Below are 26207 nucleotides of genomic sequence, written 5' to 3' on the forward strand. Positions count from 1 at the left end.
GCATAGCTTTTTTCTATGTCCTATACGCTCTCGCCCGCGGCGGCATACATCCGGGCGGGCTAGACTAGGCATCGAAAGCGGGTGGTCTACGTGTGCAACGCAGGCCACCCCGGCATCGAGGAGGTACTATGAGCGATGAATCCAAGCCCACGCAGGACGGCAAGCCGGTTGTCGAAAGCTTCCAGCTTGATCACACGAAGGTGAAGGCGCCGTACGTGCGCTACATCGACACCGAAACCGGACCGAACGGCGATGTGATCTCGAATTACGACTTGCGGCTGGTCCAGCCCAATGAGAACGCCATTCCGACCGCCGGTCTGCACACCATCGAGCACACCATCGCGGTGCTGCTGCGCGAACGCATCCCGGGGTATATCGACTGCTCGCCGTTCGGCTGCCGTACCGGATTCCATCTGCTGACCTGGGGCACGCACAGCACAGAGGATGTTGCGCGTGCGCTCAAGGAATCCTTGGAATTCATTGCCTACAAGGCAACTTGGGACGATGTGCCGGCGACCACGATTGAAAGCTGCGGCAACTACCGTGACCACAGCCTGTTCACCGCGAAGGAATGGTGCAAGGACATCTTGGCGAAGGGCATCAGCTCTGATCCGTTCGAACGCAAGGTGGTCTGAGCGCGGCGATTCGCGTCGCAATACGTGTACGGTAACGGCGGGGTGCTTCACAGACGGTGACGCACCCCGCCGTCGTGCTATCAGCCGGGGTGCTGGATTCGTTCGCCTTGCGATGTGCGCGCCGTGCCACAGATGCTGTGATACTTGCCGTGGTAGGGTGGAGCAGGTTATCTACGGCAGGAGACAGACAATATGGTTGCACGGCGATTCCGGCACGCCACCATGCGCGATTTTCCGGTGATGGAGCAGAACTACGAGCGCGCCCGTGAGCTGATGGCCCGCAACGGGAACCCCACCCAATGGGGGCATACCTTCCCGAAGCCGGAAATCGTGCAGGATGATATCATGCGTCATCGCAGCATCCTGCTGGTTGACGGCAGCGGCGCCAATGAGCGGATTCTCGCGCAATTCGCGGCTTGCACGGGCGAAGACCCGACCTATCAGACCATCGATGGGCAGTGGCTTGACGATGACGCCTACGTGACCATCCACCGCATCGCTTCGTCCGGTCTGATCCGCCATGCGGCGCGGGAATGCCTGGAATGGGCGCTCAAACAGTACGGCAACGTCCGGGCGGACACCCATCCGAACAACAAAGCCATGCAGCACGTTCTTGAAACCTGTGGGTTCACGCGGTGTGGGCTGATCCAGCTCATCGACCGGCCGACCGACACCACGCGGATCGCTTACCAGCGCCACGAATGGTGAGTGGCCGGTAGGCGGCTGGCCGGAGGCTGGTACGGTTCCGCCGTCAGCCAGAGGCTCTGTCGCCACGGCATTCGGCGCACTGGTGTTATCTGTCGCCTTGATAACCTTCTGCCGACGCAGAAGACACGCTCGGCGTCGGCAGAAGGTTGAGACGTCGTTGAATAAGCAATGCCGCCGATCGCGATGAAGCAATCAGCGGCATTCGGCGTTGCGGAGAGGCTCGCTGGGCTCAGCGCCCGCTCGCCATGCTCAGGATTCGAAAGCTACGAGACTGTCGCTGTCGTTCCCGGCCGCCGGGGCTGTAACTGAATCGTTCCCGTCCGCCGCGCCGAGCTTCGAATGCTTGCGACCGTACGCGAAATACACGATCAAACCGAGCGCGAACCAGACCACGAACCGCACCCAAGTCTCCCAATTGAGGCCGACGATCAGGACGCAGCAGAACACAATCGCCAGGATCGGCGTGACCGGAACACCAGGGGCGCGGAAGCCGCGATGGGTGTCCGGCTGGGTCTTGCGCATCCACAGCACGCCCGCCGACACGATGATGAACGCGGACAGCGTGCCGATATTCACCAGTTCGAACAGGATGTTGATATTGATGAATCCGCCGGCGATTGCCGTGAGAATGCCGAAGAACCATGTGCCCTTGAACGGCGTGTGGAACTTCTTGTTGACCTCGCCGAAGAACTTCGGGAACAGGCCGTCGCGGCTCATCGCATAGCAGATGCGCGACTGGCCGTACAGCTGGACGAGCATCACCGTGGTCATGCCGATCAGCGCGCCCAGATTGACAACGAAGGCGAGCCAGTTGAGCCCGGTGGCGAGAATCACGCCGGCGACCGGGGCGTCCACAAACTTCGCGAATTCAGGGTATTTGACGATGCCTGTCATGATAAGCGTCATGATGATGTACAGCACGGTCGAGATGATCAGCGAATACAGGATGCCGCGCGGCAGGGTCTTGTTCGGTTCGACCGTTTCCTCCGCGGACGAGGACACTGCGTCAAAGCCGATGAAGCTGAAGAACACGATTGAAGCCGCCGGAATGATGCCCATCGGCTTGGTCGAACCCGGCTGGAAGGTGTACCAGCCGTACGGGGAGAACGGTTTCCAGTTCGCCGGGTTGACATACCACACCGTGCACACGATGAACAGCACGATGATTGCGAGTTTGATCATCACCATGATGTCGTTCGTGCGTTTCGTCTGGTTGATGCCGATGGACAGCACCCACGTGATCAATAGCACGACAATGAATCCGGGCAGGTTGAAATAGGTTGTGACCCCCGGCGTGGTGCCGTATGCCGCGGTCAGTTCGACCGGCAGGTGGATGCCGAAGCCTTCCAAGAGCTTGTTGAAATACCCGCTCCATCCGGCGGAGACGGTCGCCGCTTGGAGTGCGTATTCAAGAATCAGATCCCAACCGATCATGAAGGCGATGATTTCGCCGAACGCCACATACGCGTACGAGTAGGCGGAACCGCTGACTGGCACCATCGATGCGAATTCTGCGTAGCACAGGCCGGCGAACCCGCAGCATACCGCGGCCAGCAGGAAGGACACACACAATGCCGGGCCGGCGGTCAGCGCTCCCTTGCCGGTGAGCACGAAGATGCCGGTGCCGATAATCGCGCCGATGCCGAGCATCGTCAAATCGAAGGTTTTCAACGTCCGTTTGAGCGGCGTGGCCTGCGCGACCATGCTTTCGACGGATTTCTTACGTAGCAGGTTCATGAATTCTCTTCCGATAACGCGACGGGACAGGCGCCGCGACGAATGATCCGGAATCGGGGCGGGGAAACAGAATTCCCCATGATTCGCATTGCCTTCTCTTTTATAACCGTCGCGCCCGACGCGCCGGGGCGATGACGCGAAGGGTTCCACGATGTGGACAGGGAACCGCCGGGGAGGAAACGCGTGCGACGAATGTTACCTCCCTGCGCAACAATGGGAGCATGACTTTGAATGCAGTTCCAGCATGGCAGTTTTCCTCGGCGCAGGGCGAGGCGAATTATCAGGCCGCGTTGCGTCAATATCCGGCGCAGGCGATCGTCGACCTCGCGGCGATGCGCGACAATATGCGGCATTTGGTGTCCGTGGTCGGTGGCCCCCAGTCCGGCACCGCGGTGATGGGCGTCGTCAAGGCGGATGCGTACGGGCATGGGTTGATTCCGTCCGCCCTCGCCGCGCTCGCGGGAGGCGCCACATGGCTCGGCACCGCGCAATCGCATGAGGCGCTGCTGCTGCGCAAGGCCGGAATCGGCCCGGACCGTTGCCACATTCTTACGTGGGTGTACAACGGCACGCAGGTCCCGTTCGATGAACTGATTGCCAACGATATCGACGTTTCTGTCGGCTCTCTCGCTGGTATCGACGCGCTCGCCGCGGCCGCACGCAAGGTGGGGCGTCCGGCGCGCGTCCATGTGAAAGTCGATTCCGGGTTCGGCCGCAATGGCTTCACTCCGCAGGGCTTCGGCGCGGCGCTCGATAAGCTGGTGCCGCTTGCCAAGGAAGGTGTGCTCGATATCATCGGCCAGTGGAGCCACCTGGCGGTCGCCGATTCGCCGGATGTTCCGGAATTCGTCGACGCGACCGACCAACAGGTCGCCACCTTCAACGAGTTCACTCAGCGGATGCGCACAGCTGGAATCGCGCCGAAAATCAGACATCTGGCCAATACCGCGGCCACGCTCGACCGCCCGCAGATCCATTTCGAACTTACCCGGCCGGGCGTCGGCCTGTACGGCTATGAGCCCGATCCGGCGATGGGCACGCCGCAGACCTACCGTTTGAAGCCAGCCATGACTTTGCAGGCGCAGCTTGGCACGGTCAAGGACGTGGAATCCGGTCACGGCATCTCCTACGGCCGCACCTATCTGACGCCGCAGGCCACGAGCACCGCAATTGTGCCTGTCGGATACGCTGACGGCATTCACCGTTCCGCATCTGGATTCGATATGCAGGGCGCCAAACATATCACCAAGCTTGGCGGCCCGGTGCGTGTCATGACCGAACAGGGGCCGAAGCTGTTGCGCGTCTCCGGGCGCGTGTGCATGGACCAGTTCATCCTCGACCTGCACGGCAGCGCGGCCGACATGGGCGTCCATGAGGGCGACACCGTTGAACTGTTCGGCCCGGGCAGGGGAGAGGACTACGCTGAACCGACCGCGGACGACTGGGCACGCGCGGCGGACACCATCAGCTACGAGATCTTCACTTGCCTGCGCAACCGCATCCCGCGCCTGTATCTGCACGCGCCCGAGGTGCTGCCCCCTGAGGATTTGGCGAAACTCGATCCGGCGAGCATCCTGTAATCGAGACCAAAGCGGGAAGCGAGGCGGTTTCAGGTGGCGTGGCGTGCGACGCCTGTCGGGCCGCCCCGCTCGACCGCTTGAGTACTTGATTGCTTGACTGTTTGAGTGCTTCGGCGGCGGGTTGTCGTCGGTTGCGTCGGCGGCTGCCGCGGCTATTGACCGCTGGTTGGCGCGCTGCCTGCGGCGGATTGCCGAACCGTAATCGGCGGTATGCGTCTGGAATGTCAGCGCTGGGATGCGCGACGGGGAGACGGGAAAGGGCAGATATGACGACTACAGCCGACGGCGAACGTGTACTCACCACTGAAGGGTATTGCGCGGCGGACGAAGAGCGTTGGGCGCCTGAACCGCCGAAATCCCCGTCGCGCACGGCGTTCCAGCGCGACCGGGCGAGACTGATTCATTCGTCCGCGCTGCGCAGGCTGGGCGGTAAAAGCCAGATTCTGGTCGCAGGAACCGACGATTTCGCGCGCACGCGATTGACGCATACGCTCGAAGTCGCGCAAATCGGCCGGCAAATTGGCGCTCTGCTCGGCTGCGACCCCGACGTTGTCGATTGCGCGTGCCTCGCACACGACCTAGGGCATCCACCATTCGGACACAACGGTGAACGCGCGTTGGCGGCAATTGCCAAGGATATCGGCGGATTCGAAGGTAACGCGCAGACCTTGCGATTGCTGACGCGACTGGAACCGAAAATATTCCTTCCCGACGGGCGGTCCGCCGGGGTCAATCTGACGCGCGCTGCATTGGACGCCGCGGTGAAATACCCGTGGACGCTTCGCGAGGCGGCCGCTCACCCCAAAGGGGAGCGTAGCGTGAAATTCGGCGTCTACCCAGACGATGAGCCGGTGTTCCATTGGCTCAAGCAGGGGGCGCCCGAGGCCAGTACGCCGATGGAATGCCAGGTGATGGACCTATCTGACGACATCGCCTATAGCGTGCATGATATTGAGGATGCGATTGCGACCGGCACACTGAATCCGGTGGCGCTCGCGGACAACCGGATTGTCGACCGGGTGGTCGAATCGGCGCGCGCATGGTATGGGCGGCAGTGGGACCCGGACCTTCTGCTGGCGGCGGTGCTCAGGCTGCGTGACGGACAACTTCTGCCGGGTCGTTTCGATGGTTCCCGGCAGGCGTTGGCGCAGTTGAAGAACATGACCAGCGCGTTGATCGGCCGTTTCGCCGGATCGGTGGAATCGGCCACACGGCAGCGATATGGTACCGGGCCGTTGACCCGGTATGCGGCGCATGTGGTGGTGCCTGACCGGACACGCTATGAGATTCTGGCGCTTAAGGGGATGTCTGTGTATTTCGTCATGGCTCCCCGCGAACGTGAGCCGTTCCATGAGCAAGAGCAGCGAATTGTCACCGATTTGGTGGATGTGCTTATGGCTGACTCGCCGAGGCCGAGCGACGCACTGGAGACGGTGTTCCTCGATGACTGGCGGCAGGCGTCGAATGATGACGAACGGTTGCGCGTGGCAATTGACCAGGTGGCCAGCCTGACGGACGGGTCGGCGGCGACCTTGCATTCGATTCTGTGCTGAGCGCCGACTCGGACACGCGGTGTCGCGGCGGCCTGCCGGCGCCGGCAGTATCTGTCTGCGGTGCGACATCGCGGTCGCACGGCACGCTGTTCTCTGGCGGCGCACGCCACTGAACAGCCCTCAGGCTAGCATGGAACCTATGCCCGGGATGATCAAGAAAGAAGACGTTGAGAAGGTGCGCGCCGCCGCGGACCTGTACGATATCGTATCCGCGTCCGTCACGCTCAAGCCTTCAGGCACCGGCACCTATGTCGGCCTGTGCCCCTTCCATGACGAGAAAACCCCGAGTTTCAACGTCCGCCCGTCCTTGGGCGTGTGGCACTGCTTCGGTTGCGGGCTGGGCGGCGACGTCTTCGGCTTCGTCGAGCACCAGGAGAACATCGACTTCCGTGAGGCGGTCGAACTGCTCGCCGACAAATACCACATCGAGCTGCATTACGATCAAGGCTCGCGCCAAGGCGAGCATGCCGGGTCGAAACGCGCGCGTCTGCTTGAAGCAAACGAGGAGGCCCAGCGGTTCTTCACCTCGCAGATCATGAGCAAGGAGGCGCTCGCCGCGCGCAAGCTGCTCGGCGGCCGCAATTTCAGCCAGGCCGATTGCGAACGTTTCGGCTGCGGCTATGCCCCGCAAGGCTGGGACAATCTCGTGCGACATTTGGCGGACAAGGGCTTCACCCAGCAGGAGATGTTGGATGCTGGACTCGCCCGTCGCGGCCAGCATGGCATCTATGACTATTTTCGAGGTCGGGCCACATGGCCGATTCGCGATTCGACCGGTCGCACGCTCGGCTTCGGCGCGCGCAAACTGTATGACGACGACACCATCGCGGCGAAGTACATCAATACGCCGGATACGCAGCTGTACCGCAAAACGCAGGTGCTTTACGGCATTGACTTGGCGAAATCATCGATTGTGAAGCACCGCCAGGCGGTGATTGTCGAGGGGTACACGGATGTCATGGCCTGCCATTTGGCGGGTATCGACACGGCGGTCGCCACATGCGGCACCGCGTTCGGCGCGGAACACGCGAAAATCATCCGTCGTCTGATTGCGGACGATTCGCTGGGCGCCGTCCAGCTGGTCGGGCCGCTTAAGGTCGAAGGGCAGTCGCTCAGTTCGCGTGTCGTCTTCACGTTCGACGGCGACGCGGCAGGACAGAAGGCCGCGCTGCACGCATTCGGGTTGGATTCTTCATTCCTGTCGCAGACCTTCGTCGCCGTGGCCGACGACAATCTCGATCCGTGTGATCTGCGAATCCAGCGCGGCAACGAGGCTGTGCGCGCACTGATCGACAGCGCCCGTCCGCTCTACGATTTCGTCATCGACACGGCAATCGACCGCTTCGACACCCAGTACGCCACCGGGCAGATGGGCGCGGTCAAGGCAGCCGCACCGCTGATCGCGCAGATCCGCGACCGTTCGCTGCTTGACTTGTACACGCGCAAGGCGACCCGGCGCATCGGCATCGACCTTGATATCATGCAGCGCGAGGTCAGACAGGCCAGACGGCAGTACAACGTACGCGACGAGGACGCCTACGCGCCCCGCCGACGCCAGCAGGTGCGTATCGAGGAGCGTGCTGACCGCGATGACCCGTACGCGAATCCGGCTCGCAGGCGGGAGCTTGAGCATCGCGATGCCGCCAATCAGACGTATTTCCACATCGACGACGCGGTGTTCATCTGCGAGCAGCAGTTCATGGCGACGCTCATCCAGATTCCGCGTGCGATCGACCGCGAATGGTTTGCCCAGTTGACTCTGGCGAATTTCATGACCCCGGTGTTCCGCACCCTGTTCCAGGCGATTGCGGCTGCCGGCGGATTGCCGACGGATGACACCCCGCAAGGCTTGTGGATGCACAATCTGACCAAGGCAGGCGGTCCGATGCTCCAATCGGTGATTGACGAGCTTGCCGTGATGCCGTTGCCGTTGCCGACCCCGCCGAACCAACAGTCGGCGCCTGGTGTAGGTGAGGGACAAGGCGCCGGTGTCGCCGGAGCGCCCGGCGTCGCCGACGTCCAGCTGCGGGAGCCGACCCAGGGGGAGCGCCAGTATGCGTCTGAACTGTTGGCCCGGCTGCTTGATATCGGTTACATGCGCAGAATCGGCGCGGCCAGACGCCGTATGGCCCAGCTGCCGGACGGCGAGGAGAAAATCGCGCTGCTCGGCAGCATCACCACGCTTGAAACCGCGCGCAAGGACCTTCAGGCGCAGGTGTACAACAACACGGTCGGGTAGCCTGGGGGCAAAACGACGCTCCTTACGCGTCGTATTCCCCGCTCGGCCCGATTGTCAGCGCGTCATCATGCGTGCGCCCGCTGTGGATGGCCTCGTTCATCGCACGGATTTCGTCCATATCCACCGCATATGCTTTGCCGTCCAGCTCCTTGACCGGAACCACCCAGCCGCCGTGCGTCATATACAACTCGTCCGCATCCCGCAGCTCGTCAACCGGCAGCTTGCGGTACGCGGTCCGCTTGCCTTCCTCAAGCGCCCACGCGAACAGTTCGCGTTGCGATGTGCCGTTTAGGATACCGATGCGCGGGTCCGGCGTGACGTACGTATCCCCGTATCGTGCGACGATGCTGCTGTTGGGACATTCCAACGTATACCCGTCCGTTGTAGTGGTGACCGCGTCGCCGACCCCGCGCCGGTCGCATTCCCGGTGCATCGCCTGATTAACCGCATAACTCAGGGTTTTCGCGCCGTTGAGCAGCCACGGCGCTTTCGACGTGATATCCGACGGGTATCCGCGGGTGAGCGTCGCCATGGTAATCGGCTCGATGCTGTGTCCTGTGCCCACGCCGTCAAGGAATATCCATACGCTTGGCATCAACGGTCCGTTGTCTGAATGTTCCGCTTCGGCGCCGATGCCGGTGGTCGGGTCGAGGCCGCGCGAGACGAGAATGCGGAGCATAGGCGCTTCTTCGGCCCCGTCGTAGGCGTCGATGACCCCTTGACAGGCGTCGGTGAACGCGTCGACATCAGGTTCGGGCATATCAACCAGTGCGGCGGAATGGGCGAGCCGTTTGAGATGGTTTTCCAAGGATACGGGGAATCCGTCGTAGACCGTGGTCGCCTCGAAGATCCCGTCGCCGCGCAATACGCTCAAATCAAAGGCCGAAGCACAATCATCATGCGCGTCAATGATGGTGACCGTGTCCACGCCGCCGATATCCAACCCCTTGAACAATACCGATGCGTTTCCTACCCCGAGTACGACTGCGCTCATGGAATGACTCCTCTCGTGTTGGCTTGCCGTGATGGCCTTGGCGGTCTCGCGGCCCTGCCGCCGGTGTGCCCCGCGGCCGACGCGTCGTGGCTGAGCCACCGCGTCGTCGAACGAGCCTCATGTTATTCCGCGCGTATTTCACGGATCGCACGGGCGGGGCATGCCCGTAATCCGCCGGTCACAGGTTGGTGATCTTCCTCGTTGCTGCGTGAAACCCGGGTTTAACGCGCCCAACTTAGCGTGTGGACGAAAGGGAGGTTCCTATGGGTTCGTTGATGTCCGGCGTTGCGCCGGTTGAACACAATACGCAAGGTATTGCGCCCGTACTGGACGCGAATACGACGCCGCAAGAGGCGCGTGAGGCGTTCCGGCACGGCGTGGTGCGCCCGACCTGCGGCATCGCCCGCGGTTTCGCCCAGGCGAATATGATTGCGTTGCCGCGTGAATACGCGTTCGATTTCCTGCTGTTCACCCAACGCAATCCCAAGCCCTGCCCGATCCTCGAGGTGCTTGATCCGGGCAATCCCCGGCCGTCCATTGCGGCCGGCAGCGATATCCGCACGGATATCCCGCTGTACCGGGTGTGGGAGCATGGCGAGCTGGTGGACACGTGCAGCGATATCACCGATATCTGGGCGCAGCATGATGATTTGGTCACATTCCTAATCGGATGCAGTTTCACCTTCGAATTCCCGCTGATGGAGGCGGGTATTCCGGTGCATCATATCGAGCAGGGACGCAACGTGCCGATGTACGATACGTCGATTCCTTGTAAGTCGGCCGGACAGTTCAGTTCGACGATGGTGGTGTCGATGCGTGGCATCCAGCCTGACCGCATCGCGGACGCCGTTCGCATCTCCGGCTATTACCCGAGCGTCCATGGCGCGCCGGTGCAGATTGGCGAGCCGGAGCGTATCGGCATCACCGATTTGCAGCACCCCGATTATGGCAACCCGCCGATCATGGAGAACGGTGACATCCCCGTGTTCTGGGCGTGCGGCGTGACCCCGCAGGCGGCGGTGATGGCGTCGAAACCGTCGTTCGCGATTACCCACGCTCCCGGGCACATGTTCCTTACGGATATTCCCGACCGCAGTTTCATGGTGTGACTCGCGTCGGTGCAAATACATCAATACCGATGGCGCGCGATGCGGAAGATATGAGATGTCGAAAAGCAGAAAACAGCGGAAGTGGGGAACAACAATGACGGGAATAGACATCAACAGCGATATGGGCGAAAGCTTCGGCCGGTGGGCGCTCGGCGACGACACGGCGCTGCTCGGCGTGGTGTCGAGCGCGAATGTGGCGTGCGGCTTCCATGCGGGCGACCCGGCGGGCATGCTGCGCACAGTCGGATACGCGGCGGCGCACGGTGTGACGGTCGGCGCGCACGTGGCGTACCGCGATCTTGCCGGATTCGGCCGTCGGTATGTCGATGAGACGCCCGAAGATCTCGCTGCCGACGTCATCTACCAAATCGGCGCGCTGGAAGGTGTCGCGGCGGCTGCCCGAACGCAAGTGAAATATGTGAAACCGCATGGGGCGCTGTACAACCGGATCGCGATTGACGAACGGCATGCCGCAGCCGTGGTCGAGGCGATCAAGGCCGTCGATCCGTCGCTGGCCTTGCTCACCCTGCCCGGTTCGGTGGTCGGCCGGCTTGCCGAGGACGCGGGATTGCGTGTGTTCCGCGAGGCGTTCGCCGACCGCGCCTACACCCCGGACGGTCATCTGGTCTCGCGGCGCGAGCCGGGCGCGGTCGTCACCGACCCGGAACAGGTGGCCGCACGGGTGCTGCGCATGGTCGAGGATGGTACGGTGACGGCTCGTCGCCATCAGTGTCCATGAAAGCCGCGAAATCATGAGACGGATATTGCCGGCAGGACAGGACGCGCTGCTCGTGGAAACCGGGGATTTGCGCCATGCGCTCGGCCTGTATCATGCGCTGAACGCGGCGATGGAGGATGCCGTTTCGGCAAACGCGTCGGCAGGGGAATCCGTTGCTTCGCTGGCGCCGGCACGACCGTTCGCGGCGGTCACGGAATTGGTTCCAGCCGCGCAGACCGTGCTCGTGCGATTCGATCCGCGCAAGATCCGTTCAGCTTCGCTCGCCGAAGCGATTATGACGCTGCCCGATACGCCCGATGAGGCTCAAGAGCATCGGACGGTGACCGTGCCGGTCATCTACGACGGCGAGGATCTTGAGGCCGTGGCGCAGCTGCTTGGTATCAGCGCCGATGAGGTGGTCGCCCGGCATACCGGCACTCCGTGGACGGCCGCATTCGGCGGGTTCGCCCCCGGATTCACGTATTTGGTGGACGGGGACCCGATTTTCGACGTACCGCGCCGCGCGACGCCACGGTTGGTCGTGCCCTCAGGCGCGGTCGGCCTCGCCGGGCGGTTCAGCGGTGTCTACCCGCGCGAAAGCTCGGGCGGATGGCAGCTGATTGGGCACACGGCCATGCCGATGTGGGATGCACAGGCGGACCCGCCCGCCGCCATCATGCCCGGCGACCGTGTGATGTTCCACGCCGAGCGTGATCGGGCGATCATGACTGATATTGCGCGCCAAGGCCGAACGTCGACGGACGGCGATATCCGAGCGAATACCGGGAACTCCGGTAGCGGTTCAGATTCAACGACACGCGTCCACGGCTTGCGTGTGGACCGCCCCGGCCTGCTTGCCCTGTTTGAAGACGAGGGCCGGTATGCCTCGGCTATGGGCGTCGCCGGATCGGGGGCATGCGATATGCCCGCCTACCGTCTTGCCAATTTGCTTGTCGGCAATCCGCCCGGTGCGCTCGCCATCGAACTGACCGCCGGCGATGCCGCGTTCACCGCGATAGGGAATGTGGTGGTCGCCGTTACGGGGGCACCCGTCGATGTATGTATCACCGGAAAGGCCGCATCTGGTGCCAATCCAAGGCGCGTGGCCGTAACGCAAAGCCTGCACCGGCAGGAGGCCATCATCCTCCATGACGGCGAAACCCTGACCATTGGCGTGCCGCGCGCGGGATTACGTGATTATCTTGCCATTCGAGGCGGATTCGAAGTCCCGATGACGCTCGGCAGCGCTTCGCTGGACACCATGTCCGGCATCGGACCGGCTCCGCTGGCCGCAGGCGACACGCTCGCCGCCGGACCCGCCGATCCGTCACGAAGCGTAGGGCGGCCATGCGAATGGGACGGCCACCTGCCGACCGGCACCATGCACCATGCCGGTCCGGAGGCGATCGGCAGCGCCGATCATCCGGTCTGGCTCGATGTCATGCTCGGCCCGCATGATGACTGGTTCACGCCGGCCGCCATCGGCACGCTGTTCGGCACCACGTGGCAGGTCACCGCACAATCCAACCGTACCGGGCTGAGGCTCAACGGCCCGCAGCCCCTGGAACGCGAAGACACGCGGGAATTGCCCAGCGAAGGCATGGTCCCCGGCTCGCTTGAAGTGCCCGGAAGCGGGCAGCCCGTGCTGTTCCTGCGCGACCAGCCGGTCACCGGCGGCTATCCGGTGATCGCCGTGCTGGCACTTGATGCGCTCGCGTTGGCGGCGCAACTGCCGCCGGGCGCGTCCATCCGGTTCCGCAAAGCCTGGGAGGGCGCAATGGCGGCATCGGGAGGCCAAGACCTATCCCATCCCGATGAACACGATGGAAAGGAGTCCCGATGAAGCGCATTCTGGTCGCCAATCGCGGGGAAATCGCCGTACGAATTATCCACGCCTGCCATGATCTGGGGCTGGAGGCGGTCGCCGTCTATGCGGATGATGACGCCGACGCGCTGTTCGTCCAGCTTGCCGATGAGGCCATCGCCCTGCACGGGGTGACGTCAATGGAAACCTACCTCAACATTCCGGCACTGCTCAAGGCGGCGGCAAGCGGACATGCGGATGCTGTTCATCCAGGGTACGGATTCCTATCGGAAAACGCCGATTTCGCGCAGGCGGTCCAGGATGCCGGGTTGACATGGATCGGCCCATCACCGCAGACCATCCGCATGCTCGGAGACAAAGTCGAAGCGCGTGCTGTCGCCGCGAAAGTCGGCGCACCCATGGCCCCGGGCACCACGCAACCGGTCAAGGACGCGCAGGAAGCCGCCGCATTCGCGCGTCAACACGGTCTGCCGATTGTCATCAAAGCGGTGCACGGCGGGGGAGGCCGCGGCATGAAAGTCGTGCGCGACCTCGCCGATGTCGAACCCGCCTTCGAATCCGCCGTCCACGAGGCCGAAGCCGCGTTCGGCAACGGGGAGTGTTTCATCGAACGGTTCCTCGACCATCCGCGTCACGTCGAAGTTCAGGTGCTCGGCGACACGTATGGCGGGGTCATCGCCGTCGGTACTAGGGACTGCTCGCTCCAGCGGCGCAACCAGAAGCTTATCGAGGAGGCCCCGGCGCCCTTCCTGCTCGGGAGCATCACACAACGGCTCGAGGATGCGGCCGTGGCGATCTGCTCTGAAGTCGGGTACGTGGGTGCCGGAACCGTGGAATTCCTCGTGGCCCCGGATGGCACGCTCTCGTTCATGGAAGTCAACACGCGTATCCAAGTCGAACACCCGGTCACCGAAATGACCAGCGGGATCGACCTGGTGTCCTGGCAGCTGCGTATCGCCGCAGGGGCGTCGATCGCCGGGCTCAAACCGGCGCATGACGGGCATGCGATGGAATTCCGTCTCAACGCGGAAGACCCATCGCTCGGATTCGCGCCGTTCCCCGGGCGCATCACCGCGCTGAGGGCGCCCAGCGGGCCGGGCATACGCTTCGATACCGGCATACAGGCCGGTTCGATTGTCTCCGACCACTTCGATTCCATGCTCGCCAAACTCATCGTGCACGCCCCGACACGCGAGGAATGCCTGCAACGGGCGCGACGGGCGCTCGCCGAACTGCGCATCGACGGCGTGCCCACGGTCGTGCCGTTCGACCGGGCGGTGCTCGCCGACCCTGATTTCACGGCGGAGCACGGGTTCCACGTCTACACGCGGTGGATCGAGGAGGTGCTGCTCAAGCGGCTTGACCCCGAACAGCTCAAGCCTGATGGGATGTCGGCACGTTTCGATGACGCAGATACCGGGTTGCATCGTACCTGGATTGAATGGGATGGCCGCCGCGTCGAGGTCGGCTTGCCGGCTGGTCTGGTCTCCTCGCTTGGGACGGCGGGGGTGGCCGGTGATGGAACATCGCACGATGGCGGCGTGGAGGAGACGACCGCGCATGACGCCGGGGATATCCTCGCCTCGATCACCGGCACTGTGGCGCGTTGGCTGGTCGATGACGGCGCTGAAGTCGGCGCGGGCACGCCGGTCGTCGTTCTGGAAGCCATGAAGATGGAAATCCAGGTTACGGCCCCGATTGGCGGCGTGGTCCATATCGCCGCGCAGCCGGGCGACAGCGCGAGATCCGGAAGCGTGCTGGGGCATATCGAATCGTGAGACAAGACATGAGACAGATAGGCGAGACAGGCGAGACAGGCGTGGCATACGGCGTTCGGCCGATTTGACCGGCCGGGCGCTGATAGGAGAGGAGCGGATATGACGGAAACGATGCAATACAACCAAGCAGGACATGTCAATCGGCAATCGGATACGTTTCATGCCGGCCGTGGCAGTGCGGCGCGCCATGGCGGCATCGGCCCTGCCGCCCGCATCGCAAGCTGGCGGTGGAAACCTCGCGTCGCGCACATCCAGAATGCTGCTGCGGCGGATGTAGGCCGGGGCAGCGAAACCATGATGACCTTCGCGCGCGGCGACCTGTTCCATGCCGCCCGGTGGCTTAAATCCGGCGGCCACAAGGCCATGGTCGTCACCGGGTTCTACATTCCGCAGGCCGAGCGTCCGGCTGCCGAATCGGATGGTCCCGCCGGGGCGGTCGAGCTGTGTGAGGCGCTACGGGCCATCGGTTCGGATGCCTGGCTGGTCAGCGATGAGCCGTGCGAGCCGGTCATCCGCGCAGGGGCCTCGTCGCGACTGCCCGAAGACCATGTGGCCATCGCGCCTGCGGATGCGCGACACTTCGACCAGTGGATTGACGCGATGCGCGGGTTTGTCGATCATCATGGCATCGACACCATCATCTACATTGAGCGCGTCGGGCCTGCGCGCGACGGGAACCCGCACAATATGCGGGGGTTTGACATCGACCGGTGGACCGCCCCGCTCAGCCGACTCACCAGGCTGGGATTGCATGTGATCGGCATCGGCGACGGCGGCAATGAGATCGGCATGGGCAGGCTTGATTCCATCGTCATCGAGGATGTCGTCGAGCATGGCGAGCGTATCGCCTGCATGGTTCCCGCGGACGAGCTGATTGTCTCCGGCACGTCAAACTGGGGCGGTCACGCGCTGGTATGCGCGATGTACGCGATGGGCTGCCGGCGGGCGGCTCCGCTGCTTGACGTGGCATGGCATCGGGCTGTGCTGGCGGATGTCGCGCGTGCCGGCGGGCTCGACGGTGTCACGATGCGCAACACCCCGACGGTCGACGGCCTGAGCGGGGAACGCTACTACCGCCAGATCCGCATGATGTCCGACATCGCCCGCGGGCGGTGTTAGCTGGCGCTTGTTGCGGCAGATGCGGGGTCTTGGGCTGCAAACGGTTGCACAATCCACGATGATGATCTGCTGTTGGATGCAGCGGCGTTCCGGTACGGAGGGCGCGACACCTTGTACAGATGCCATCGGCGGCGGTTGTTGTGCGGGTATGCTGGTGTGAACAGGCGGGCGGGCCCGCTGCCCATCAAGGTCGAGTTCGTGATAGGGGGCAAGTAATGTTTTTGACCATTCCCTCTGATTTTCCTGCCGCTCCGGGGCTTGTCGTTGATGATTTCTGCTGGGTTACCGTCAGACGTGGGCCGGGCGGGTATGTATTGCGTAATTATGTCTGTCTTCAAGGGGGGGGTGGGATAACGGCGCTTGCCGATGGGGCTTCGTGTGTATTTCATGCGGCCGAGGCGACGCCGCGCGCCCTTGGGTTGGCTGTTTGCGGCATCATTGATTGGAACATCGACCATCGTGGCAATCTGATCGCTCAGGGCGACCCGCCGGGGTGGAAGGAGTTGTGCGAGCCGATCGGCAAGGGCGCCGCGAGATGGAATCATGCCATGGAGTGTCTTGTCTCGCAAACGTCCAAAGGTTTTCATCTCAGCGTTCCCGTGCCTTCATTGCGCGGGTGGGATACCGATAGCCGAGTCAGGGAGGGGGAGATGGATGTGGATTCTTTCGATCCTGAAGTGCTGGGGCACGCGTTGCTGGACATCTATGATCGGGTTGATGCGTGGTGCGCCCGTAATGGGCGGAACCCTCGAACGGGGATGCCATGCCCGTTGCGTGAGGATCTGGGTAGTGATGGTGTGTTGGTGTTGACGCCGACGGCGTATTTCGAGGAGGAGTACCACCATCCCGGGCATGCCGTGATTCGCGAGTATTTCTATCATCCGGACGCACATCTGCCTGTGGTTGAGGTGACTGGCGAAGAATGGCTCAATCATTGGAAAGATGGGATCGCGGCGTGGTTGTGTTGGCGTGTGGTGCCGGCTGGTGGTGTGGATGGCTTGTTGGGGGTGTGGCAGGCTGCTCATGGCCGTGCGGTGGAGGTGTCTTCTGTGGGGTGTGAGGGGGAGCCTGGTGTGGGGTGTTTTTCGTCGCGTGGTGTGGTGTCGAACCGGTCGTGGGCGTCGTATTGGTTTCGTCGGGTGTTGGTGTCTGGTGGGGTGTTGGAGTTGGTGTTGGATGTCAGGCAGCCTGGCCGTCGCGGGCGTCTGGCGGCTAAGGCGGTGCGGGCGTGGGAGCGTTGCGCCCGCCACGCCCAACTCCTCCCGCCGGGAACACAGGCATGAGACGTGTCGATCATCAACCGTGTGAGTCAGCATGGTGCCTGTGGCATGCCGCTGCTGTTGCCGCGTGCGCATACGCTGACGATGGATTCCCGGCAGGGGAATGTGCTTGTCCAGGCATTCGCTGTGATATGTTCCACGGATTTGTGTGCAGGAACCGGGGAATGCGCCGGTATTCGGGTGGTCATGTCTGTGGGCTGGTGCAGGGTGTCGCGTTTGGGCGCGTATTCCCGTCATGCTGCCGGGGATGCGCGTGTATCTCCGGGTTGCTGCATCGTCGTGCGAACGGGGACTTGGAGATGTTCGGGTATTTGGGTGGTCCTGTCTGCCCTCCAGTGCAGGACATCGCGTTTGGGTGCGCATCTGTGCCGCGTTGCCGGGGATGCGCACGTATCTTCGAGTTGTTGTGTGGGCTGGGATACAGGAACCGGGGGATGGGCGCGTAGATGGCTGATGCCGGCCGGCCGCGGCGCCGGAGACGCTCAGATGCGCGTGAATCTTCGGGTTGTTGCGTCGGCTCGCGTACAGGAACGTAAAGATAACGCCGCAACCGTACCACCCGCCCCGCGCGCCCCACACCAAATCCTGCGACCGGCCTCACGCCCCACCCGCGCAACTTCTCCGTCCGGCTGCGACCCCCGCGCGACACGCGGCGCACAATCCGCCCTGCGCTACCGGGAAAATCGTGTCGTTTCGCCTACGATGGGAACCATGGTCACGGTAATGGTTGGTTCGGCTGCGCATCCGGTCAGCGACCGGCTGTATGGCGCGTTTCTTGAGGACATCAACATGTCGGTCGATGGCGGCCTGAATGCGAACGTGGTCAATAATTACAGCTTCGATGGCGTCTATCTCAAGCACCACAGCATGCGCGCCCGCGGAACGGACCGGTGGCGCACTCAGGCCGATCCGTTGCGTTTCTGGCCGTTCCATGGGGTTTCGGCGACGAGTTACGGCGCCCAGACGCGCGGCGAGCACGGGCAGCGTATTGAAACATCCTGCCCGGCGCCTCCGCTGCACCCCAACAGCCGATACGTGCGTGTGACCATGCCTGCGGGGCGGCATGGCGCGGATATTGAGAACCTCGGGTATAACGGCGGCGGCAAGCATGCCGGGGAGTGCGCGATTGCCATCAGCCAGGGGCATCGTTACGATTTCAGCGTCTACGTGCGTCCGGTAGCCGGTGTGGTGACGCTCGCGGTGAGTGTCGTCAACGCTTCGAAGGCGGCGTTGACCGATTGCGTGGAACTATCGTGCGGCAGCCCCGGTGATGCGGATGCGTCAAGCGCAAGTGTCGCCGCGGCGAGGGCGTGCGATTCGGATGACACTGCCCACTCCAACGGATGGGTTCGTCTGACATGCACGCTATCGGGTATGACCTCGGGTCTGGGCAAGCTGCATATCGGCTTGGTTCCGGGCAATGGGCACGTTGGTGATTGCGGATACGCCGGCGATGAGGCAGATGCTGGCGAACAACGTGCCGACGGGGTGCGTGCCGGCAGGGACGGGATGCATACAGACGGGGTGCGTGCCGACGGGGTACGCGCAGACGAGCATCATGCAGGGCGTGTGGCAACTACGCCGACCGCCGTACCGACCGCCGTACCGTCCGTCGCGCAATCCGCCGTGCAACTCGCCGCGCCGGCCGCCTTGTCAGACGCCGCTATCGACCTCGACTGCGTCAGCCTCATGGATGCGGACACCTGGGGTGCGGGCGACCCCAAATGGCGGTACGGCAGGTTCCGCCGCGACCTGGTCGAAGCCATCGCGGCGCTCAAACCCGCGTTCCTGCGGTTCCCCGGCGGCTGCATCACCGAAGGCGTCACACCGGGCAACGAGTACCGTTGGAAAGACACAGTCGGCGCCTTGTATGCGCGTCGTCAGCAATACAATATGTGGGCCTTCCGCATGCCGGACGGCTCAAGCTATTCGCAAAGCTACCAGATCGGCTTCTACGAGTATTTCTGCCTGTGCGAGGATTTGGGCGCCAAGCCGCTGCCGACCCTGTTCGCGGGCATGACCTGCCAGTCGCCGTACCGAGACCCGCAGTCCATTCCTGTGGACAGCGATTATTTCCGCGATGTGGTGGTCCAGGATTATCTCGATCTCATCGAATTTGCCAACGGCGATCCGGATGCCAGCCAGTGGGCGCGTGTTCGCCGCGATATGGGCCATCCGGCGCCGTTCGGCCTCGACATGATCGGCATCGGCAACGAGAATTACGGCGAAGGATATATGGAACGGTTCGATGCCATCGCCAAGGCGATTCACGAATGTTATCCGTCGATTTTGTGTGTGATGAGCGCCGGACTGTTCCCATATCATCTGTCGATGCGTCGGGCGTGGAATCATGCACGCGACATCGCCGCCGGGCGTGGCGAGATGCTGTTGGCATGCGACCCGCCGCTCGCCGGCAGCAGAGTCATCGTGGACGAGCACTCCTACCACACGCCTGAATGGTTCGCCTCGCAAGCCCGCCGGTACGACAGATATCCGCGTGATTCCGCCGGCGTGATGGTCGGGGAGTATTCGGCGAACGGGTATCTCGCGGGGCGCAAGCAGGACAACGCGCACGCCAACACATGGGCTTCCGCACTCGGCGAGGCGGCGTTCCTCACGGGGTGCGAGCGCAACAGCGACGTGGTGCGCATGACATCGTATGCACCGCTGCTCGCGCGCGTGCCGGGCAAGGGATGGATGCAGAACCTCATCGAATTCGACGCGCGCACGGTGATGCCGACGCTCAACGCCGAAGTAGAACAGCTGTTCGCCACGCATATCGGTCCGATGGCCTACGAGTGTCAGCTGGGCGATATCGGGCATGCCCGCGCCGGTAAGGCGGTGACGGATCGGCTGTTCGTATGCGCCACCGGCGATGAGTCGACCAGATTCATCAAGCTGGTCAATACCGGCGGCGATCGCATCGATGTCACGCTTGATATCTCCTTTGGCTTGCGGTCACTGGGCGCGCGGTCCCGCCGCGATTCGTGCCGATTGCGTGTGGTGCGTCTGTGTGCCGCGCCCGAGGCACGCAATGTGCTCGGGGCCGAGGGCGTGTCGCATCGGGCGGTGGAACGTCGTGAGGATACTTTCGCGATGGCCGGTCCGCCGGTACGGTTCGCGTTGGGGCTGCCGGCGTATTCGGTCACGATGGTGACGGTGACGTTGTGACACGCGCATGACGCGTGATGTTCCGGTCCGGCGGTGGCTGTCCGGCGGGCGCTGTCCGGTGTCCGTGCGAATCGTTGTGACACGCGCGTGACGCGTGCCGTCCTCCGCGTCGTCCTCTACCGACCGGTCGGCTTCGTACGGGCGCGCGATTGGCGGCATTTCGGCAATACTGGTGTATTTGCCGCCGACGTTTTCGATGATGGTCGGAGCAATCCGCGCGAACACGCCGTCTTTGGCTTCAGCCTGCCGGATTTCCCCGCTAAGATTGGGCATGTCGCGGGTGCGGCATGTTGAATTCACCTGGGGTTCAACTCAAATTCACGGAGGACTGGATGCGACGTTGGTTGCTTGAAGTAGTCAAGAGTGAGACGATTCTCATCGTCGCCACGGTCCTTGCAATCATATCCTGTTTCGTGGTGCCTCCGGATGCCGAGTATCGCAGCTATGTGCATACCAAGACGATCGCCCAGCTGGTGTGTCTGATGCTGGTGGTGTGCGGATTCCAGCGTATCGGCGTGTTCCGCATGGTCGGCTCGCGTCTGCTGCGCATGGTGCGCACTCAGCGCGGTGTGGTGCTGGTACTGGTGTCGCTCACGTATTTTTCCTCGATGCTGATCACCAATGATGTCGCGCTGGTCACCTTCATCCCGTTCGCGATTTCAGTGTTCAAGATGGCGGGTATGGAGGCGTCGGCCGTGCTGGTGGCGACGCTGATGACCGTGGGAGCGAATGTCGGCAGCATGCTCACCCCGGTGGGCAATGCGCATAACCTGTATCTCAAAGCGTTGTCCGGCATACCGACCGGAAAGTTCCTCGGCATCATGGCCCCGTATTCGTTTGTCGCTGCGGTATTGCTGATTGTGGTGATTTCGGTGGCGTTCGGCGGCAAGAAAGTAAACCGGTTCGCCGATCTTGACGGGGAAGATATCGAACGCGGGGTGCTTGCCCCACATCCCGACCAGCCGCAGCCTGACGAAATCCGCTTGACCGGCTATGGTGCCGGCCATGGCGGCTGGCGCGTGTGGGTGTATGCGGTGTTGTTCCTGCTGTGCCTGCTGGTGGTCAGCGACCTGGTGCCGATCTGGGTGATGTGCGTCGTGGTCTTCGGCGTGTTCCTGTTCGCCGATCGCAAGGCGTTTCGGAAGGTCGATTGGGGGCTGCCGCTGACCTTCATCATGTTCTTCATTTTCATCGGCAATATGAAGCGCGTGCCCGCGTTCTACTCGCTGGCGGCGTCCTTGGTGGGCGGCCATCCGCTTGAAGTGGCGGTCGTATCCAGCCAGATCATGAGCAATGTGCCGACGACGATTCTGCTGTCGGGCTTCTGCGATGATTGGACGCATCTGATTATCGGCACGAATCTGGGCGGCATGGGCACGCTGATCGCCTCGATGGCGTCCTTGGTCTCGTACAAGAACGTGACCCGGCGCTACCCGGACAGAAAAGGCCGCTACCTTGCCGTATACAGCGCGGTCAACGTGCTGTTTCTCGTGGTGCTGGTTGGCCTGTCGTGGATCATCGACTGACATGCGCGCCCGACTGGCCTGCGCGCGCTCTTCTGGCCTGCGCGCGCTCTTCTGACCTGCGCGCACCCTTCCCAAACTGTCTACGTTCACAGCCGTCTGAGCATAGACAGTTTGAGAAGTGAATACGTGGGACAGCTGCGTTGCACGAGGTTGCTGTGTTGCGTGGGGTGGTTGCGTGCGAGACCGCGATGACGGTTGGTGCAATGAAACGTCCGTGACGACCTTGATGGAAAGTGACCCCGGTCGGATTCGAACCGACGACCTTGAAATTAGAAGTTTCCTGCTCTATCCAACTGAGCTACGGGGCCGTAAGACAACGTGTGCCATTATAGCAGCCATAGGGACGTGCGCCTGCTGAGGATTCTACGGAATCTACCGCAACGCGGAGCGGATGGCCTGCTCGACCTGCGGTGCGGTCAAGCCGTACCGCTTGTACAGGTCCTGCGCGGGCACGCGGTCGGTGAATTCCTTGGCGGCCCCGAAGTTCAGTACTCGCATGTGCCTGTCGACGCCCGACGGCTGCAGACCATCCTGATTCGCGTAATACGCGGTCACCTGCTCGCCCCAGCCGCCGGACAGCTGTGCATCCTCGAGCGTGACGACCAGCGAATGACGCTTGCGCAACGCCTCAAGGCACGCGGTGTCAAGGCTGGTGCACTGCTGCGGGTCGATGACGGTCGCGTCGATTGTCGCCACCCCGCCATCGCGAGATTCTGCCAAATCCGCTGCGATACGTTCGGCGAGCGGATACATGTTGCTCAAACCGAGGATCGCGACATCCGCGCCCTGTCGGGTCACCCGGTACCGGGCGAACGGCGTGTCGGCGTTCCCGACATCGCCCTTTGCGCGCGTTTCGTCTGCATCGCCACAATACCGCGGATATGTGCCGTCATTAGCCGCCGCACGTTCGGCCGCAAGAATCGGCTCGCCCGGCACGCGGATTGCGACCGCCCCATGGTCGTGCGATGTCGTCGACCAGTCGAGCATGGCAAGGAACGCGTACCCGCTCGTCGGCGTCAGATATGTCAGATTGGGGATATTCGCGAACATCGGGATATCGAAGGCTCCGGAATGCGTGTTATCGGCGCCGGAAATGCCCGCCCCGAACACGAGGAGCGTCACCGGCGTCCCGTTGAGCGACAGTTCCTGCTGCAACTGGTCGAAGGTACGCTGGAAGAAAGTCGCGCTGGTTGCGAGCACCGGTGTGCCGCCGGCTTTCGCGATACCCGAGGCGAACGCCACCGCATGCTCCTCGGTGATGCCGGTATCCACGTAATGGACGCCCGCCCGCTCACGGAACTCTCGCGTGATGCCGTTCGACCCCGGGGTGGCGGGGGAGATGACCACAAGTCCCGGCTCGCTGGCGAACCGCGGTTCCAGCCGTGCCATCGCCAGCTGCCCGTAGTGCTTGCGAGCGCCGAGAGGATTGCCTTGGGCTGCGAGCGGGTCCTGCCAGTGGTTGGCCTCACAGCGGCCTTCCTTTACGCCGGCGGCAGCGTCCTCGGCGTCAAGCCCCAGCCCTTTGGCGGTATGGATGTGGATGACGATCGGGTGGTCGATATCCTTGACCTGGCTGAACGCCTCCACGAGCGCGGCCACATCGTTGCCGTCCTCGACATACCGGTAATCAAGGCCGGACGCGTTGAAAATATTGGGCTGCGAGGTGCCACCGGCTGCGCGCAGCCGGGCGAGCTGCCCGTACATGCCGCCGAAATCCTCGGCGATGGACATCTCGTTGTCGTTGACGACGATGATCATATTCGTGCCCTGCTCGGCCGCGTTGTTGAGCCCCTCGAAGGCGATGGCGCTGCTCAGTGACCCGTCGCCGATGACGGCGATCACATTGCGCGTGCCGCTCGTGCCGTCAAGCCCGCCCATGAGGTCGCGGGTTTTCGCGAGCCCGCACGCCAGCGAAATCGAAGTTCCGGTGTGACCGAGCACGAACATGTCATGCTTGCTTTCCTCGGGGTTCGTGAACCCGGTCACCGTGCCGAACAGCCGTTCGTCCATATAGGCCGGCGCACGCCCGGTGAGCATCTTGTGCACGTAGCTTTGGTGGGAGACGTCGAAGACGATTTTGTCGAGCGGCGAATCGAACACGCGGTGCAAGGCCACGGTCGCCTCGACCATGCCGAGGTTCGAACCGATATGCCCGCCGTGCAGTTTGCCGTACCGCACCAGCGTCGTGCGGATTTCCTGGCACAGGGCCGGCAGATCTTTGGAATCAAGCGCTTTCACGTCGGCGGGGCTCGAAATATGCTCCAGAAAACCGCCAACCATACGCTTGCTCCTTCCGTTTGTCCCAAATGTGAGATTGTAGACTACGCGCGGCGTGATGATTGAGTGTGGAGAAAATACCCCCAGTTTCTTCGTAAATCGCGTGCGCGATGATTTCGCGGCATATCCGTACTGCGCATCCGTGCCGCATATCTCTGCCGTATATTCATGTTGTGCACAGCTGTTTTTCGAAGCCGTTGCGTAGAGTGGTTGCATGCGTCCACTCTGTCCGATCTGGAGGTAGGAATGGCTGAAGAAACGCCGCAAGTTGCTGTGATTATGGGTTCGGCGAGCGATTGGGAGACCATGAAGCACGCCTGTGAAATGCTTGACCAGTTCAAGGTGCCGTACATGAAGCAGGTGATTTCCGCCCACCGTACGCCTGAGCTCATGGCGGATTTCGCGCATTCCGCGCGTGACAAGGGTATCAAGGTTATCATCGCCGGCGCCGGCGGGGCAGCCCATCTGCCTGGTATGGTCGCCGCGCAGACCACGTTGCCGGTCATCGGCGTGCCGGTGCGCTCGCATGCACTGTCTGGCTGGGATTCCCTGCTGTCCATCGTGCAGATGCCCGGTGGCATCCCGGTCGCCACTACGGCGGTCGGCAATTCCGGCGCCACGAATGCGGGCCTGCTGGCGGTGAGCATCCTGAGCATCACCGACGGGCGTCTGACCGACGAGCTCAAGGCATATCGCGAAAGCCTCAAGGAGAAGGTGGCACAGTCCAATGCCGAGCTTGTCTGAGGAAACCAACGGCCGTATCAAGTATCTGGAACCGGGTTCGACAATCGGCATCGTCGGCGGCGGCCAGCTGGGCCGCATGATGGCCCTGTCCGCACGCCAGATGGGCTTCCGTATCGGCGTGCTCGATCCGACGCCGAACTGCCCGACCGCGCAGGTGGCCGATTTTCAGGTGACCGCCGAATACGACGATGTCGCCGCGATTCGTGAGCTTGCCGAACGCAGCGATGTGCTCACCTACGAGTTCGAGAACGTCGACGTGGATGCGCTCGATGACGTGCGCGACCTGGTGGCCATCCCGCAGGGCACTGATCTGTTGCGCGTGACTCAGGACCGCGTCCATGAGAAGACCTTCATCAACGAGCATGGCACGGCGACCGCTCCCTGGCGGCAGGTCGACAGCATCGAGCAGCTTGAGGCCGCGCTCGGCGAGATCGGCTATCCGTCGGTGCTCAAGACCCGTACCGGCGGCTATGACGGCCACGGCCAGACCGTGCTGCACGGGCCGGATGATTTCACCGCGGTCCGGGAGCGTGCGCAGCGTGAGGGCATGTTCCCGCCGTCGATTCTGGAAGATTTCGTCGATTTCGCGTTCGAGGCCTCGATCCTAGTTGCCGGCAACGGGCAAGACTACGTGACTTTCCCGATGGTGCGCAACGAGCATCGCAACAACATCCTGCATATGACGATCGCCCCGGCGGCCGTCTCGCCGGAGGTGGAACGCGAGGCGCATGAGCTTGCGGTCAGGCTGGCAAAGGGCTTTGAACTCTCCGGTATTCTCGCAATCGAGCTGTTCGTCACCAGGGACGACCATGTGATCGTCAATGAGCTGGCGCCGCGGCCGCATAATTCCGGGCATTACACCATCGAGGCGTGCTCCTCGAGCCAGTTCAACGAGCATATCCGCGGAATCGCCGGCTGGCCGCTGCCCAAGCCGCGGCTGCTCAGCCCGGCTGTTATGGTCAATGTGCTCGGCCAGCATGTGGCGCCGACACGCGCGCTCATTCCCGAGCACCCCGAATGGCATCTGCATGATTACGGCAAGGCCGAAGTGCGGCACGACCGCAAGATGGGGCATATCACCGTGTTGTGCGACGACACCCAGGCGGCGGTCGAGGCGCTTGAGGCAACCGGGTGCTGGGACGATTTGCGCTGAATCGGGCTGATGCACGCTGATTGCGCGTGATTGCGTATCAAGCACTGTTCGACGGCCGGCA

At 62.8% G+C, this 26207-nt stretch carries 18 protein-coding genes and 1 tRNA gene; 15 read left to right on the forward strand and 4 right to left on the reverse strand.

Going from position 1 to position 26207, the window contains the following annotated elements:
• The first annotated feature begins 128 nt into the window (after nucleotides 1-128).
• The gene (locus tag K315_RS0102175; RefSeq protein ID WP_015450757.1) at nucleotides 129-635 is read left to right on the forward strand and encodes an S-ribosylhomocysteine lyase; all 507 of its coding nucleotides are present in this window, start codon (nucleotides 129-131) and stop codon (nucleotides 633-635) included.
• Nucleotides 636-827: 192 nt separating this feature from the next.
• Complete coding sequence (locus tag K315_RS0102180; protein ID WP_033520298.1) at nucleotides 828-1343, forward strand: GNAT family N-acetyltransferase; 516 nt, start codon at nucleotides 828-830, stop codon at nucleotides 1341-1343.
• A gap of 249 nt (nucleotides 1344-1592) precedes the next feature.
• On the opposite strand, the gene K315_RS0102185 is transcribed toward K315_RS0102180, so the two are convergent.
• Nucleotides 1593-3080: an APC family permease gene (locus tag K315_RS0102185; protein WP_029575986.1), complete on the reverse strand. Its 1488-nt coding sequence runs from the start codon at nucleotides 3078-3080 to the stop codon at nucleotides 1593-1595.
• 221 nt (nucleotides 3081-3301) lie between these two features.
• On the opposite strand from K315_RS0102185, the gene alr reads away from it, so the two are divergent.
• From alr to dnaG, 3 genes are all read left to right on the forward strand, one after another.
• The gene (gene alr, locus K315_RS0102190) at nucleotides 3302-4660 is read left to right on the forward strand and encodes an alanine racemase (protein WP_029575987.1); all 1359 of its coding nucleotides are present in this window, start codon (nucleotides 3302-3304) and stop codon (nucleotides 4658-4660) included.
• 266 nt (nucleotides 4661-4926) lie between these two features.
• Complete coding sequence (locus K315_RS0102195) at nucleotides 4927-6213, forward strand: deoxyguanosinetriphosphate triphosphohydrolase (protein ID WP_029575988.1); 1287 nt, start codon at nucleotides 4927-4929, stop codon at nucleotides 6211-6213.
• A gap of 139 nt (nucleotides 6214-6352) precedes the next feature.
• Nucleotides 6353-8452 (forward strand): DNA primase, encoded by a 2100-nt coding sequence (dnaG, locus tag K315_RS0102200; protein ID WP_029575989.1) that lies wholly within the window; start codon nucleotides 6353-6355, stop codon nucleotides 8450-8452.
• 22 nt (nucleotides 8453-8474) lie between these two features.
• Here the strand turns inward: dnaG and K315_RS0102205 are convergent, their stop codons facing one another.
• Nucleotides 8475-9446, reverse strand: coding sequence for an aminodeoxychorismate lyase (locus K315_RS0102205; protein WP_029575990.1), 972 nt, complete (start codon nucleotides 9444-9446; stop codon nucleotides 8475-8477).
• Between the two features lie 275 nt (nucleotides 9447-9721).
• On the opposite strand from K315_RS0102205, the gene K315_RS0102210 reads away from it, so the two are divergent.
• The 8 genes from K315_RS0102210 (at nucleotide 9722) to K315_RS0102245 (ending at nucleotide 21972) form a co-directional block, all read left to right on the forward strand.
• Nucleotides 9722-10555: a putative hydro-lyase gene (locus K315_RS0102210; RefSeq protein WP_044085758.1), complete on the forward strand. Its 834-nt coding sequence runs from the start codon at nucleotides 9722-9724 to the stop codon at nucleotides 10553-10555.
• A gap of 94 nt (nucleotides 10556-10649) precedes the next feature.
• On the forward strand, nucleotides 10650-11294 hold the full coding sequence (locus K315_RS0102215; RefSeq protein ID WP_029575992.1) for a LamB/YcsF family protein: 645 nt from the start codon (nucleotides 10650-10652) through the stop codon (nucleotides 11292-11294).
• A gap of 13 nt (nucleotides 11295-11307) precedes the next feature.
• Nucleotides 11308-13116 (forward strand): 5-oxoprolinase subunit B/C family protein, encoded by a 1809-nt coding sequence (locus K315_RS0102220; RefSeq protein WP_029575993.1) that lies wholly within the window; start codon nucleotides 11308-11310, stop codon nucleotides 13114-13116.
• Nucleotides 13113-14876, forward strand: coding sequence for an acetyl/propionyl/methylcrotonyl-CoA carboxylase subunit alpha (locus K315_RS0102225; RefSeq protein ID WP_029575994.1), 1764 nt, complete (start codon nucleotides 13113-13115; stop codon nucleotides 14874-14876). The genes K315_RS0102220 and K315_RS0102225 overlap by 4 nt, the downstream gene beginning before the upstream one ends.
• Before the next feature lie 99 nt (nucleotides 14877-14975).
• Nucleotides 14976-15995 (forward strand): glutamate cyclase domain-containing protein, encoded by a 1020-nt coding sequence (locus K315_RS0102230; RefSeq protein ID WP_029575995.1) that lies wholly within the window; start codon nucleotides 14976-14978, stop codon nucleotides 15993-15995.
• Between the two features lie 215 nt (nucleotides 15996-16210).
• Nucleotides 16211-17278 (forward strand): hypothetical protein, encoded by a 1068-nt coding sequence (locus K315_RS0102235; protein ID WP_029575996.1) that lies wholly within the window; start codon nucleotides 16211-16213, stop codon nucleotides 17276-17278.
• Between the two features lie 720 nt (nucleotides 17279-17998).
• The gene (locus K315_RS0102240) at nucleotides 17999-20446 is read left to right on the forward strand and encodes an alpha-L-arabinofuranosidase C-terminal domain-containing protein (RefSeq protein ID WP_081666361.1); all 2448 of its coding nucleotides are present in this window, start codon (nucleotides 17999-18001) and stop codon (nucleotides 20444-20446) included.
• A 332-nt stretch (nucleotides 20447-20778) separates the two neighbouring features.
• Nucleotides 20779-21972, forward strand: a complete 1194-nt coding sequence (locus K315_RS0102245) for an SLC13 family permease (protein ID WP_029575998.1) — start codon at nucleotides 20779-20781, stop codon at nucleotides 21970-21972.
• A gap of 234 nt (nucleotides 21973-22206) precedes the next feature.
• Here K315_RS0102245 and K315_RS0102250 read toward each other — a convergent pair.
• Nucleotides 22207-22280 (reverse strand) — tRNA-Arg (locus tag K315_RS0102250).
• A gap of 64 nt (nucleotides 22281-22344) precedes the next feature.
• On the reverse strand, nucleotides 22345-24252 hold the full coding sequence (locus tag K315_RS0102255; protein ID WP_029575999.1) for a 1-deoxy-D-xylulose-5-phosphate synthase: 1908 nt from the start codon (nucleotides 24250-24252) through the stop codon (nucleotides 22345-22347).
• A 243-nt stretch (nucleotides 24253-24495) separates the two neighbouring features.
• On the opposite strand from K315_RS0102255, the gene purE reads away from it, so the two are divergent.
• Together purE and purK are read left to right on the forward strand one after the other, a co-directional pair.
• Complete coding sequence (purE, locus tag K315_RS0102260; RefSeq protein WP_029576000.1) at nucleotides 24496-24993, forward strand: 5-(carboxyamino)imidazole ribonucleotide mutase; 498 nt, start codon at nucleotides 24496-24498, stop codon at nucleotides 24991-24993.
• Nucleotides 24977-26146, forward strand: coding sequence for a 5-(carboxyamino)imidazole ribonucleotide synthase (gene purK / locus K315_RS0102265; protein WP_029576001.1), 1170 nt, complete (start codon nucleotides 24977-24979; stop codon nucleotides 26144-26146). The genes purE and purK overlap by 17 nt, the downstream gene beginning before the upstream one ends.
• Nucleotides 26147-26207: the final 61 nt, after the last annotated feature.

It is taken from the genome of Bifidobacterium thermacidophilum subsp. thermacidophilum DSM 15837 (assembly GCF_000426425.1).
GTDB lineage: Bacteria > Actinomycetota > Actinomycetes > Actinomycetales > Bifidobacteriaceae > Bifidobacterium > Bifidobacterium thermacidophilum.

Excerpts from the sequence above, each read along its gene's own strand:
- K315_RS0102245 (WP_029575998.1), top strand. The coding sequence starts at position 20,779 with ATGCGACGTTGGTTGCTTGAAGTAGTCAAGAGTGAGACGATTCTCATC.
- K315_RS0102210 (WP_044085758.1), top strand. The coding sequence starts at position 9,722 with ATGTCCGGCGTTGCGCCGGTTGAACACAATACGCAAGGTATTGCGCCC.
- dnaG (WP_029575989.1), top strand. The coding sequence starts at position 6,353 with ATGCCCGGGATGATCAAGAAAGAAGACGTTGAGAAGGTGCGCGCCGCC.
- K315_RS0102255 (WP_029575999.1), bottom strand. The coding sequence starts at position 24,252 with ATGGTTGGCGGTTTTCTGGAGCATATTTCGAGCCCCGCCGACGTGAAA.
- K315_RS0102220 (WP_029575993.1), top strand. The coding sequence starts at position 11,308 with ATGAGACGGATATTGCCGGCAGGACAGGACGCGCTGCTCGTGGAAACC.
- K315_RS0102180 (WP_033520298.1), top strand. The coding sequence starts at position 828 with ATGGTTGCACGGCGATTCCGGCACGCCACCATGCGCGATTTTCCGGTG.
- purE (WP_029576000.1), top strand. The coding sequence starts at position 24,496 with ATGGCTGAAGAAACGCCGCAAGTTGCTGTGATTATGGGTTCGGCGAGC.
- K315_RS0102230 (WP_029575995.1), top strand. The coding sequence starts at position 14,976 with ATGACGGAAACGATGCAATACAACCAAGCAGGACATGTCAATCGGCAA.
- K315_RS0102205 (WP_029575990.1), bottom strand. The coding sequence starts at position 9,446 with ATGAGCGCAGTCGTACTCGGGGTAGGAAACGCATCGGTATTGTTCAAG.
- K315_RS0102215 (WP_029575992.1), top strand. The coding sequence starts at position 10,650 with ATGACGGGAATAGACATCAACAGCGATATGGGCGAAAGCTTCGGCCGG.
- alr (WP_029575987.1), top strand. The coding sequence starts at position 3,302 with ATGACTTTGAATGCAGTTCCAGCATGGCAGTTTTCCTCGGCGCAGGGC.
- purK (WP_029576001.1), top strand. The coding sequence starts at position 24,977 with ATGCCGAGCTTGTCTGAGGAAACCAACGGCCGTATCAAGTATCTGGAA.
- K315_RS0102175 (WP_015450757.1), top strand. The coding sequence starts at position 129 with ATGAGCGATGAATCCAAGCCCACGCAGGACGGCAAGCCGGTTGTCGAA.
- K315_RS0102195 (WP_029575988.1), top strand. The coding sequence starts at position 4,927 with ATGACGACTACAGCCGACGGCGAACGTGTACTCACCACTGAAGGGTAT.
- K315_RS0102185 (WP_029575986.1), bottom strand. The coding sequence starts at position 3,080 with ATGAACCTGCTACGTAAGAAATCCGTCGAAAGCATGGTCGCGCAGGCC.
- K315_RS0102240 (WP_081666361.1), top strand. The coding sequence starts at position 17,999 with ATGGTTGGTTCGGCTGCGCATCCGGTCAGCGACCGGCTGTATGGCGCG.
- K315_RS0102225 (WP_029575994.1), top strand. The coding sequence starts at position 13,113 with ATGAAGCGCATTCTGGTCGCCAATCGCGGGGAAATCGCCGTACGAATT.
- K315_RS0102235 (WP_029575996.1), top strand. The coding sequence starts at position 16,211 with ATGTTTTTGACCATTCCCTCTGATTTTCCTGCCGCTCCGGGGCTTGTC.